The 12,211-nt window shown below is 48.2% G+C and carries 12 protein-coding genes; 6 read left to right on the forward strand and 6 right to left on the reverse strand.

Going from position 1 to position 12,211, the window contains the following annotated elements; genetic code table 11:
- A partial coding sequence (locus Q0X35_RS03935) for a hypothetical protein (protein ID WP_297565705.1) occupies positions 1 to 227 on the forward strand: 227 nt, incomplete at its 5' end.
- Between the two features lie 81 nt (positions 228 to 308).
- Here the strand turns inward: Q0X35_RS03935 and Q0X35_RS03940 are convergent.
- Positions 309 to 1,472, reverse strand: coding sequence for a hypothetical protein (locus Q0X35_RS03940; protein ID WP_297565708.1), 1,164 nt, complete (start codon positions 1,470 to 1,472; stop codon positions 309 to 311).
- A 51-nt stretch (positions 1,473 to 1,523) separates the two neighbouring features.
- Here Q0X35_RS03940 and Q0X35_RS03945 point away from each other — a divergent pair, with 51 nt between their 5' ends.
- From Q0X35_RS03945 to Q0X35_RS03955, 3 genes are read left to right on the forward strand one after another with little or no spacing between them, the layout of a single operon-like run.
- The gene (locus Q0X35_RS03945; protein ID WP_297565711.1) at positions 1,524 to 3,560 is read left to right on the forward strand and encodes a DUF6541 family protein; all 2,037 of its coding nucleotides are present in this window, start codon (positions 1,524 to 1,526) and stop codon (positions 3,558 to 3,560) included.
- A 51-nt stretch (positions 3,561 to 3,611) separates the two neighbouring features.
- A complete protein-coding gene (gene wecB, locus Q0X35_RS03950) occupies positions 3,612 to 4,679 on the forward strand; it encodes a non-hydrolyzing UDP-N-acetylglucosamine 2-epimerase (RefSeq protein WP_297565714.1) in 1,068 nt (355 codons plus the stop codon).
- Positions 4,666 to 5,697 (forward strand): hypothetical protein, encoded by a 1,032-nt coding sequence (locus Q0X35_RS03955; RefSeq protein ID WP_297565717.1) that lies wholly within the window; start codon positions 4,666 to 4,668, stop codon positions 5,695 to 5,697. Before wecB ends, Q0X35_RS03955 begins: the two co-directional genes overlap by 14 nt.
- Before the next feature lie 72 nt (positions 5,698 to 5,769).
- On the opposite strand, the gene Q0X35_RS03960 is transcribed toward Q0X35_RS03955, so the two are convergent.
- From Q0X35_RS03960 to Q0X35_RS03980, 5 genes are all read right to left on the reverse strand, one after another.
- On the reverse strand, positions 5,770 to 6,855 hold the full coding sequence (locus Q0X35_RS03960) for a glycosyltransferase (protein WP_297565720.1): 1,086 nt from the start codon (positions 6,853 to 6,855) through the stop codon (positions 5,770 to 5,772).
- A gap of 3 nt (positions 6,856 to 6,858) precedes the next feature.
- Entirely contained in the window at positions 6,859 to 8,175 is a 1,317-nt protein-coding gene (locus Q0X35_RS03965) for a lipopolysaccharide biosynthesis protein (protein ID WP_297565722.1), read from the reverse strand.
- A gap of 134 nt (positions 8,176 to 8,309) precedes the next feature.
- The gene (locus Q0X35_RS03970; protein ID WP_297565725.1) at positions 8,310 to 9,299 is read right to left on the reverse strand and encodes a Gfo/Idh/MocA family protein; all 990 of its coding nucleotides are present in this window, start codon (positions 9,297 to 9,299) and stop codon (positions 8,310 to 8,312) included.
- A gap of 1 nt (position 9,300) precedes the next feature.
- Complete coding sequence (locus Q0X35_RS03975) at positions 9,301 to 10,404, reverse strand: DegT/DnrJ/EryC1/StrS aminotransferase family protein (RefSeq protein ID WP_297565728.1); 1,104 nt, start codon at positions 10,402 to 10,404, stop codon at positions 9,301 to 9,303.
- Positions 10,404 to 11,006, reverse strand: coding sequence for an acyltransferase (locus Q0X35_RS03980; protein ID WP_297565731.1), 603 nt, complete (start codon positions 11,004 to 11,006; stop codon positions 10,404 to 10,406). The genes Q0X35_RS03975 and Q0X35_RS03980 overlap by 1 nt, the downstream gene beginning before the upstream one ends.
- Before the next feature lie 92 nt (positions 11,007 to 11,098).
- Here Q0X35_RS03980 and Q0X35_RS03985 point away from each other — a divergent pair, with 92 nt between their 5' ends.
- Both Q0X35_RS03985 and Q0X35_RS03990 read left to right on the forward strand, forming a co-directional pair.
- The gene (locus Q0X35_RS03985; RefSeq protein ID WP_297565734.1) at positions 11,099 to 11,803 is read left to right on the forward strand and encodes a glycosyltransferase family 2 protein; all 705 of its coding nucleotides are present in this window, start codon (positions 11,099 to 11,101) and stop codon (positions 11,801 to 11,803) included.
- 27 nt (positions 11,804 to 11,830) lie between these two features.
- Positions 11,831 to 12,199, forward strand: a complete 369-nt coding sequence (locus Q0X35_RS03990; protein ID WP_297565738.1) for a DUF2304 domain-containing protein — start codon at positions 11,831 to 11,833, stop codon at positions 12,197 to 12,199.
- Positions 12,200 to 12,211: the final 12 nt, after the last annotated feature.

Genomic DNA, 12,211 nt, shown 5'->3' on the forward strand with positions numbered 1-12,211 from the left:
CCGAAATCTGCCAATTCCAACTCGGAGAAATATGCGCTTGGAATAGCCAGGAAGTAGCCGAAAAATTAGCGAAACTGCTAGATGAGCACGCGGCTCAATCTCCGGAAGATGCAAAAACCCATACCCAAAAGTTACATGGGTGGATTCAAGCACATCGTTCTACGGCCGCGAGCGCTGCCGCCGCTGCAAAGGTAGTGGTAGAAGCCATGGCGGCTACCCCTAAATAACGGCTACCCCTAGATAAACTAAGCGAACTAGTTGAGCCTAGTTAAGTGAGTTAGCTGAGCCTAGTTAGAACTAGCTAAAACCTAGCTAGATTTAGTACCTTCGGCAGTTAAGAATTCCCGTAAAATATCCCGCGCTACTTCTGCTTCTTTTTCAAAATTTAACTCTTGGGCGGCGCGAGCAGAATTTTCTTTAAAATGCGCAATTTTCTCGGGAGTGAGGCTCCGCAAAGATTCCACGATTGCTTCTTTCGTAAAATCTGCTGCGACCACGCCGCAATCATAATGTTGTAATACCTCTACCATTTCGACAGTTGGCCCAATGGCTAGTGCCAAGCGCGCCTGAATAAAATCAAAAATTTTATTTGGCAAAGTAAAGCGAGCATTAGTATTAAAAGGCGGTATCCAAAATACTCCCACATCATACTGATTTAACGTACGCGGAAGATCGGCTGGAGCTACTGGCTCGTGGAAACAAATATTCTCTGCCCCATCTGCTCGCGCCCGTAATTCTCCTAAATATTTACCGCCATCATTAGCCGGTATTAAATAAAAATCTATGCTAGCTTTATCTCCCAGCTCTTTTACGGCGTCTATAGTGACCTCAATATTCCTCCCCGCCACTGCTCCGCCGGAGTGCACTAAACGCAGCGTATTTTTATCGACTGCGGAAGGAGCTAATTCCACATAGCGCGGGGCATTACGCATTAGCCGCGGGCGAATCCCAAAATTTTGTGCATAGAGCTCAGCTATCTTTCCCCCTACCGTGGTAGCGGCATCTACTTGGGGGAGATATTTACGGCAGATATGTACCATTAACGGCTTTACCAGTAAGCGCCACACCAAAATTTGGGTACGCTCCTCCGGTGCCCATTCGTGTAAATCAACCCAGATTTTCGCTTCCCCTTTACAAGCGAAAGCTAAAGGGAGGGCGCGCGCGTCGTTCGCTATTACGACATCAAATTTTTGCCCCGCCAATGCTTCTAAACCCCACTGGGCACCGGGAGCTGCTAATTCGGCTGCCGTCAAACGGCGCAAAGCTAGTTTCGCTACTCCGGAAATAGTTTGTGGGAGAGAGGCAAAACCATCCGGTACTTGTAAATGAGTCATAAAATTAGCTGGATGTGGACCGTAGCCCAGAGTAGTCACCTCGCCAAATTCTTTCACCACCGAAAGCTGGCGCAATACCCGCGCATCTTTAGCGATATTTGAGAAAGAAATTACCAATATCCGAGGTTTATCTACCATGGTTTTTAGTATATGCTATTCTCTGATTTCGTAGCTAAAGGGGAAATTACTATGGCTTGGCTAAGCGCGCTTCCACAATTAATAGGGGCATTTCTAGTGCTTTTCCTCCCCGGAGCGCTGCTTCTCTTCACCCTCGGCTTACCTAAATTTTTCGCTTTTGCTTTTTCTCCGGTGCTAGTAGCCACCTTTAGCGCTTTTTGTGGCACCTTCTTCCCCTTCGTTAATTTGCCTTTCAACCCTTACACCCTCGGTGTCTTCTATCTGCTTTTACAACTACTGGCACTGCTGCGGCTAGCACTAAAAAGAAAACATGGTAAATCATCCCCAACTGCGCAGAGCTTCTCCCCCTATCTAGCTCTCCCAATGCGGCTCCGCCGGCAAAATTACCTCAACTATTTCCTAGTTGTGCTCTGCCTACTCGCCCTCTGCCTGCCTTTTTTACATATCGACCCACAAGAGCCCCTGCACCGCTGGGATCCAATCATGCATTCCAATGCGGTGCAACTTATTGAAGAGACGCAGCGGGCTTCCTATTTTGATTCTTTTACGCGCCTCTATGGAATAGACACTTCTCCTACCAACTACATGGCAGGTTGGCATGGCTTAGTTTCACTAGTAGCTGCTCCGGGAAGCGTAATTCCCGCTATTAATTCCTTTAATTTACTGGCCAATTTAGTATGGGTATGCGGACTATTACTCACTGCCTTCGTGCTGGGATTTTCTGCTCGTCAACGCAGCGGACTACTAATTGCTGCTACTGGCGTATTTTCTTTTCCTACTCTGCTTTTTTCTGCTTATCCGCCGCTGCCGAATGCTTTTTCTAACGCCCTCTTACCTGCTTTCCTAGCTGGAATAATTGCTTCTGGACGCTATATTCTCTATCAGAAATGTTTTCTTTCTACGCTCACTCAATTATTAATTTTTGCGCTCCTTGGCATGGGCCTAGTACTTATACACCCGATTTCTCTACTCAGTTTAGCAATACTCACCTTACCTCTACTCCCGCTCGCTCTCTTCCACGCTTATCAGCAACTTTTCCATACCCGCCGGCAGCGCTTTCTTTATCTAGGAGCTCTGAGCGGAATTTTTCTAGCAACTTTTGCTCTCTTGCTAAGTGTGCCTTTTATCCGCAACTCGTTCTTTCAAATGTTCCGCAATACAAATGCGCGAAACTTCAATTGGAACAATTTTTCCCACGCTCTCACCTCTACTTTATTAGCTAGGCCAGATTTCGCCCTCGGAGATGGAGGAATCTATCCATTCTGCGCCATAACTATCTGTATTTTCTTAGCAGGAGCATTAATTTTAGGAATAATCACGGTACACCGCATCCAGCAATTCCGATGGATTACACTTTCCTATCTTTTTATTACCCTCCTAGTATTTACTGCCTTTATACAAATGGGACCGCTTTTATCTCTAGCTTCCCTTTGGTACGCCTACCCCAATCGGCTCTTAGCCGTACAAGCCATACCGCTGATTCTATTGGGAGGTATAGGGATAAGTGCCGCTTTAGAAAAATACGAATCTCAGCGAAAGAAAAAAGGACGAAAAGTATCTCATAAATTCTTTACCTACGCCGCTCTCACCATTATGATTATCGCTTCGTTACTGACTTTCCCGGTGCGCTTTTTCCTTGTTTCCTACGCTTGGGGAGAGACGAAGAGCTCCACTAATATTATGAGTAAAGAAGAATTAGCGATGATCCGCCATCTCCCGCAAGTTTTACCGAAAAATGCGCTGGTGCTCGGGGAACCACTCAACGGCTCTGCCTATATAATGGCTATTTCTGGCATAGATGTGGTTTATCCGCAAGGGTATATTCGCCCTTCTAATCATCGCGAAATCTATGTGTCTACTCATTTATCAGCTATTGATTCCGATCCGCAGGTCTGCGGGTTAATAAATGAATTGAAAATTACCCATATTTATTATGATAAGACGCGCAGCAAATTGATGGGGCCGCGGCTTCTTACTAGTGGACTCAGTAGCGCCGACCTAAATAAAGGTTTTACGAAAGTCGCAGAGGGGGGAAGCGCTGCAGTTTATCGCATCGATGCTTGTAAGCACAGCAATTCTGCAGATTAGCGCTATTTCCTCTATTAACACCTAGAAGATCTTTACCGTATAATTTCAGCTATGAAAGTTTTAAGCGTAGTCGGAGCCCGTCCGCAATTTGTAAAATTGGCCCCAATTGCCCGGGCTTGTGCGGCAGCTGGTGTGGAACATATTATCGTGCACACTGGGCAGCACTACGACCCGTTGCTTTCGGATGTATTTTTTGCAGAATTGCAAATTCCCCGCCCGCAAGAAAATCTGGGCGTGGGTTCCGGCTCCCACGGCAAGCAAACTGGCGCTATTTTAGCGGCAATGGACGGCGTCCTGGAAAAGTATCAGCCAGATTGGACGCTTGTATATGGAGATACTAACTCCACTTTAGCTGCCGCGCTCAGTGCGGTGAAGCTAGGCTTCCCCATTGCCCATCTCGAAGCTGGGTTGCGCTCTTTTAATCGCCATATGCCGGAAGAGCATAACCGGGTACTGACTGACCACGCCGCCGATTTACTGCTCGCCCCCACGGAAGTGGCACGCCGACATTTAGAAGAAGAAGGCCTCGGAGAGCGCACGGTAGTGGTAGGCGACGTAATGACCGATATCTTGCTGGCAGAAAAACGCAATGCAGAGGGAAAAATTCCTACGGCCATCACGGATTTAGGTTTAGATAAAGGCGAATACTATATCGCCACTATTCACCGCGCCGAAAATACCGATGACGAAAAGCGCTTGCACCATATTATTGACGCCTTACAAAATCTAGATTCACCGGTAGTACTACTCGCGCATCCACGCCTGCGCAATGTATGCAAAAAGCTGGGAATTAAAATTAATGGGAAGAATCTAATTCTCAATTCTCCACTTCCCTACCAAGAACTTATCGCCGCAGCTAGCGCCGCGCGCGGAATAATTACCGATTCTGGCGGTTTACAAAAAGAAGCATTCCTGCTGCGCGTGCCTTGCACCACGGTGCGCACGGAAACTGAATGGGTAGAAACCGTAGAATTAGGCTGGAATAAACTGGTAGAGCCGGAAGATTTAGCGGCAGCCGTGCATCGCCCAGCACCTGCCCCGACTGATGCTACTCCCTATGGAGATGGGAAAGCAGCAGAGCGGGTAGTAGAAACGCTTATTAAATATGCTAAAAAGTAATTCGGTACTGCACGTAGGGGATATGGCTTTTACCTCTACTCATTTAGTGGCAGCAGCTAATGCCCGAGGCCTGAATTGGAAAAAGCTGCAAATCACAGAAGTTTCTTGTTTTTCAGATACACCCTTGGCAATATTGGAAAAGCTCGGGCGCGGTATAGGCTGGGAGGTAAAACTCCTCGGAAATAAAATCCTGCGCCCGCAGATTCACCTCCACAGTGCTATCACTCTGCCCTATATGAGCTGGGCACTCGGAAAAAACTATGCTTTGCATCTACACGGCACCGATATTCGCACCCGTCTCTACCAAGATGCGTATCGCGAAACAGTATTACAGGCAGTGGAAAAAGCCACCGCCGTATTTTATTCCACTCCAGACTTAGCAGAGCACATTTTTCCGCTGCGCAGCGATGCACGCCTAGTACCAGTGCCTATTTCTTTGTATTCGCATAAAGATCCCCGCCCCCGCGGCCTAGAAAAGATAGGGAACTATATCTTTTTCACTTCTCGCTGGGAAAGCGTAAAAGGTGGAGAATCCCAAATCGAAACGGCGCATATACTGCGCACTAAGCTCCCGAAAAATATTACGCTGGTCGGCTTAGATTGGGGAGAAAACGCTAAGGCGGCCGCACAATCTGGAGTGCGTCTGCTGCCGCGGCTCTCTAATCGAGAATTCCGCGCCGCTCTGCGTAATGCCCAATTGTGTGTAGGGCAATCCTCCGGAATTATGGGGGCTTCCGAATTAGAGTCTTTAGCCGAAGGCACTCCTCTCGTCGTTCCTCTCCAAAAGAGCTGGTACACCGGGGCGGATAGTTCTCTACGTGATATTCCCGTAATTGGCGGCACGGAAGTAGAGTGCAAAGATTCCGAGAAGCTGGCTGCTTTAGCTATAGCGAATTTAGAAGCGGGAATTCCCGCTCATACTGCTCAGTGGCTACAGACCAATCACTCTCCCCAAACTGCTCTGCAGCGAGTATTAGCTGGCTATGCAGCAGCAAATGAACGAGAAGCAGCAAGATAGCAGAATAATAAAATAAGCCAATGCGAAGGCAATAAAGATACAGAGATGTACTTCTAGCTAATTAATAACTAATTATTTTTCCAATACTGCGGCGGCACTCTTAGCGCGCGCTTCCCAAGTTTCTTCCCACCGTATTTTTTGCACTCGCGTTGTTATATCCGACAATTTTTGCGGATCTGCTGCTAAATCTTCCAGCAGCGCCACTAAGTTTTCTTCTTTATAGGGAATAGTGAAACCAATACCTTTTTCTCGCACTACTTCTCCAGCTAAAGTGCCTTCTGAAGCAATAATCGGTTTGCCGTATCCTAAATACTCATAAAGTTTAATCGGCACCGCAAAACGGCGATACTCATTCGGCTCCATAAATAATAATCCCAGAGATGCCCCATCGTAATAAGGAGCTAACTCTTTAGCACTGCCGTGCACTATCTGAATTCGCTCGTTCATATAAGGAGAAAGTTCTGCTCGGTATGCTTCCCACTGTTCTTTACGGACACACATGGTGAGCTCTACATTCGGCGTCTTCCCTACCGCTTGGAGGGCCTTGGTGATTCCATAATGCGCACCTAAACCTCCTACGTAAAAAATATGCAGCCCCGCTGGACTCGCACTTTCTTTTACCACTGCCCCAGGCGGCAACGGACTACATAAATTAGCTGGATAGGGTACATAGGCAGCCATTTCGCCACTTGGTAAAAAGAGATGTACTCGGGCGCGGCGCATAGCCCATAAATCAAAACGGTAAAGCAATTTGCGCAAGCTGCGCTGCCAGAGCGGTATCCCCGCTAAACCCTCCGGAAATTTCCAATAAATATCCCGATAGAAAATTCCGACGGGAATTTGCTGGCGATGAAAATAACTAAAAATACGCGCTTCCAAAAAAGGTGCTAGACCCTTTTTTATACTGCTGGCCAGTAAATTAGGCTGCGTAGAATTTTCCCCATATACAAACTCTATTTTCTTTCCAGCTTTTATTTCTTTTTTTAACTGCCGAAAAGCAGCAGCTCGCTGCGCGGAGTTGCCGGTAATTTCATATACTTCGTAGCCTAAATTCTGAAAAGCCTGCCGCATCTGGGTAGGGCGGAGGCGGCTCCCGGAAGCATAATTTTCTTCTAGGGGATAAGGAGCATGGAAAACTACCGTCTTTTTTGCAAGCATCTTTTATTCTTCTTTTTTACTTTCCGTTTGCTCTGCCAGAGCTTCCTGGTCATAACGGCTCGCCGCTAAATCTACGAGGAAAAGATCAATTATCAACATTCCCGCCATGAGCCAGCCTAATACGGTGAGAGTGGGTATTAAGGAAAGCGGGGAAAAATAGAGCCACCCGAGCGGCAAAATCATGAAGAAGATGGAAAATATTAACATCCAGTGCTGCTTAAAGGTGACCACAAATACTGTGGACACCGGCGAAGTCACCAGCATCAGCGCCAGCCACGGAGTGAGCGCGCGGGCAATATCTCCCACCATATTCCACTGCGGCCCAAAGACAAAAGTAAATATCCACGGCGCAATAATGTAGATAATGATAAAAGGTGGCAATCCCAGGAGGAAAGCGCGTTTTATAGTGGCGCGCACTAAGGGGCGCATACTTCCGCGTTTTACCCGCGCTAGGCGTTCAAAAAATACTTGCGAAATAGCCCCGTTTATAAGCCCAATTGGCACCTGCATTGATTGCCAAGCGAGGTTAAATTGCCCAACTGCTCCCAGAGCAATAGTGCCGATTAGCAGCACTATTCCATTTAAGCGCACTGCATCTATCAAGGCATTTGGCAGATTCAACAGCGGCATTTTTTTATAGCGCTTAGCCATCTCCCACATGCTCGGAGTATTAGAAGCCACTGGCTGGCGGAGACTCTTTGATTTTCGCCAAAGATTACCAAAAGCCCATATTTGCCCCAATAATACCCCCCACAGCAAACCGGCCATAGAACGCAGACCGATAGCTCCAAAAAGTACTTCTCCGCCGGAAGATCCTACCGTCTGCTGGAAACGGTTAATCGAAATAGTTTTATAGTCTACTTTCCGATTAAACCAGTACTGCATAATCGCTACGGCAGCGCTTAAAAATACGGTAAGGCCCCCTACCGGCAGCCAAAAAGCCAACTCTTCGCTACCCCAGATATCAATCACTACTCCGCGTAGTGCTAAAGCAGCTACCACTGTGAGCAGAGAAATCACGATATTAGCTCGCATTGCGAGGCGGGCAATCATCCGAGCTTCATCGTCAGATTCCGGAAGCACAATGGTCATATCGTAGCGAAGATTGGCGATAGTAATTATGACTCCGGTGATTGCGCCGTAAATTGCAAATTGTCCGAAAGCTTCCGGAGTGAAAAGGCGAGCGATAATTAAAGCTGCCGCCATCGCAAAAGCCTGCGCGGCGGCTGTACCGGTAAAAAGTACCAGTACATTTTGCAGTATTGGGCGGTCAGCTAATTTTTGCCGGCTCCAATTTTTTAGCTTTCTTATTTGCTTCACCCACGCCCCTTTCCTGACCACTCTATCGAATACCACTGTAAAGGATGCTTATTCCCACTCGATAAAACTAGTATGTATATAAAATATGCATATCAAAGCGAGCAGCTAGTATTTACACCGCCGCCGCACTTTATTTAAAAAGTAATGGTCCTCGCCGAGCTAGCCGAATCGAGAATCGCCTGAATCACTTTCATGGTACTCAGCGCTTCCCGCATCGATGCATTCTCCTTGCCTTTACCGAGAATCGCATCGCGGAAATGTTCATGCTCCACTGCCAGCGGTTCGCGCTTATTGAGAGCATAGCGAGTGATTTCTCCTTCAGATACTCCGCGGAAATTAGCTATCTGATCCCAGCCTAAAGGCGCAGTAGCATTCGCATAGAAAGTCAGATCTCCCATCACGGTTTCTGCTACTAGAGCACCTTTTTCACCTAGCACTACCGTCGAACGCTCTTTATACGGGGTAAGCCAATTTACTAAATGATTCACTAGTACCCCGTTTTCTAAGACGCCAGTGGCACTTACTAAATCTTCATATTCTCTTCCCGTACGGCAAGCAGTATTAGCGGAAATTTCTTTATAGGCGACACCTGCCACCCACGCCGTCAAATCCACATCATGCGTAGCTAAATCTTTTACCACTCCCACATCAGCAATCCGCGCCGGGAATGGCGATTGCCGGCGGGTAGAAATTTGGTAAATCTTTCCCAGCTGCCCTTCGGCGATACGCCTACGCATCTCCATCAGAGCTGGGTTACAACGCTCCACATAGCCCACTGCTCCAACCAAGCCGGCTGCTTCAAAAGCTGCCACCATGGCTTCGCCGTCTTCTACACTAGAAGCCAGCGGCTTTTCCACCATCGTGTGAATACCAGCTTCCGCCAGTTTCAAAGCAATTTCTGCATGTTGCCCAGTAGGAGCAGCTACTACTGCAGCATCTATTCCCGCAGCAATTAACGCATCTACATCAGGTAATACTTCTAAATCGCCAGCTACGCCGAACTTATCACCATATTTATCGGCGATTGCCACCAGCTCCGCACCTTCTAAAGCGCGAATATTCCGCGCATGGTGGCGGCCCATCGAGCCTAATCCGATTAAGCCGTAACGAATAACTTCCCCCATGCTAGGCTCCTGCCTTTGCCAGAGCATTTACTGCTGCTACTATACGCTCTAAATCGCCAGCGCTTAATGAAGGATGTACCGGAAGTGAAAGTACTTCGCGCGCCGCTTTTTCGGTATGCGGTAGCTCTAGCCCCGGCGCGAAATGCCTAAGCGAAGGTAAGCGATGATTCGGGATTGGATAATATACGCCGCAACCCACTTTATATTCTTCCCGCAAAGCCTGGGCAAATCCGTCTCTATCTTCTTCCACTCGGATAGTGTACTGATGATATACATGCTCAGCTCCCGGAGCCGTAGGCGGCACCACTACCCCTTGTAAATTCTCGTTGAGGAAGGCTGCATTTGCCCGCCGTTTGGCGACCCATCCATCGACTTTTTGCAATTGAACTCGCCCAATAGCCGCATGGATATTAGTCATACGGTTATTGAATCCCACCAATTCATTCTGGTATTGCACTTCCATACCTTGATTACGGAGCAACTTCGCTTTCCGAGCCACTTCCGGATCTTTGGTGGTAATCATACCGCCCTCTCCCGAAGTCATATTCTTTGTGGGGTAGAGTGAAAAAGCTCCGAAGGTGCCGAAGGTACCTACTTTTTCTCCCTGCAGAGCCGCCCCGTGTGCCTGCGCCGCATCTTCAAATATCAAGAGGTCATGCTCCGCCGCAATTTTCCGAATCTCTACCATATTGGCTGGGTGCCCGTAGAGGTGTACCGGCATAATTGCTTTCGTACGCTCGGTAATAGCAGCTCGAATAGAATCTGGATCCAAACAGAAATAGTTATCTTCAATATCTGCAAATACCGGAGTAGCACCCGTGAGAGCTACCGAGTTTCCAGTGGCCGCAAAAGTAAAGGAAGGTACTATTACCTCATCTCCTGGCCCAATTCCCGAAGCCAGTAATCCTAAATGCAAAGCGGAAGTTCCAGAATTTACTGCCACCACCTGCGCTCCCGGAGTTAAATGCGCAGCAAACTCTTCTTCAAAAGCCGCTACCTCCGCTCCTTGCGCGAGCATTCCAGAAGCCAATACGGCATCTACGGCATCTCTTTCTTCTTGGCCAATTATCGGCTTAGCCGCGGGAATCATAGGTAGTTCAGTCATTAGGATTCAACCTTTCGAATTGTATTTTCCCATTCTTCATAAATATCACCGGTCTGCGGGCAGCACCAGGTATTTTCCCCATCTTTTTCTAATTTTACGCCAGCGTATCCTACCCAGCCGATCTGTTTTGCCGGGACGCCCGCTACTAAAGCAAAAGGCGGTACGTCCCGCGTCACTACGGCTCCCGCCGCCACCAAGGCCCATTCACCTATTTTGACCGGCGCTACACACACTGAGCGCGCCCCGATAGCGGCCCCTTTGCCAATAGTTACCCCTACTTGCTCCCAATCCGCTGCGGATTTCAAAGAACCGTCCACATTTATAGCGCGCGGAAAATGATCATTTGTGAGCACTACTGCTGGGCCAATAAATACCCCGTCAGCTAATTCTGCTGGCTCGTACACGAGTGCATAATTCTGCACTTTACAGTTGTTGCCGAGTTTTACACCTTCGCCGATATAAGCGCCCCGCCCAATAATACAGTTCTCACCTATCTGGGCACCTTCTCTTACCTGTGCTAAATGCCAAATACTTGACCCGTCCCCAATTTGCGCTTCTGCAGCCACATCGGCTGTATCTACAATTCGCGGTGCTTTTGCCACCAAGACCCCTTTGCGTCATAATTTAATTCTGGAGCGTACGCATTTTATCACCCCTGATAAAGTGGAAGGAAGAAGTGTGAGAGAATACTGCTATGCATGAAGCTACCGACGCCTCTCAATTGGTGGAGCGCACTTGGCTAGTAATACCTCTCTATAACGAAGCGAGCGTGATTGCGGAAGTAGTACGCACGGCCCGGCAAATCTTTCCCCATATTCTCTGCGTGGATGACGGCTCGCATGACGACTCTGCCACACAGGCGCGCCAAGGCGGGGCGACGGTGATTTCCCACCCGATTAATTTGGGGCAAGGAGCGGCCTTGCAAACGGGAATAAGCTGGGTACTTCGCTACACCACTGCAGAATATCTAATTACTTTTGACGCCGATGGGCAGCACCGAGTGAGCGACGCCCGCGCGATGGTGGAAAAAGCGGCGGCAGAAAATCTCGGTTTCGTGCTCGGTTCTCGCTTTCTAGAAGGAGAGAGCCAAGCCGGATTCTTAAAAAAGATCGTGCTCACCACCGCCGCAAAAATTACTCGCTGGCGCACCGGCTTAAAGCTCACTGACGCACACAATGGCTTGCGGGTGTTACGCCGTGATGTGGCAACACAGCTCAATCTCACCCAGAGCCGTATGGCACACGCCTCTCAAATAATTACGCAATTGGCAGCTACTAAGCTACCCGGTGCGGAAGTCCCCGTCACCATTGATTACACCGATTATTCCCGCGCCAAGGGGCAAAGCCTACTCAATGGGATTAATATTCTTACCGATATGACTCTTGGCAATATAAAGTAGCTAGAATCCCTAAGGAAGGTATACAAATTGATAATAAAAATTATACTTATAACCTCCGTATTGATAGCAGCTTTCTTTCTAGTGCGCTCCACCGGCAATACTAAAAACGTGGCACTGCGCCGGCTCCTGCTACTTATATTCGTAATACTCGCAATTTTTTCCATACTCTTTCCCCGCATCACCACGCTAGTGGCAAATGCAATAGGTATCGGGCGCGGCACTGATTTATTGCTCTATCTGCTGATAATTGCCTTCCTCTCCTATTCGGTAGTGATGTTTCGGCGCCTAAATATCTTAGAAAATCGCATTGTGAAGCTTTCTCGCCAGCTCACGATTGCCATATCTGATCCGGCAAAGCTGAGCGACCCCGAAAATCCCGATTCGTCTACCCCTTAACCCCTTAACCCC

The sequence above is a fragment of the uncultured Arcanobacterium sp. genome (assembly GCF_947253055.1).
Classification (GTDB): domain Bacteria; phylum Actinomycetota; class Actinomycetes; order Actinomycetales; family Actinomycetaceae; genus Arcanobacterium_A.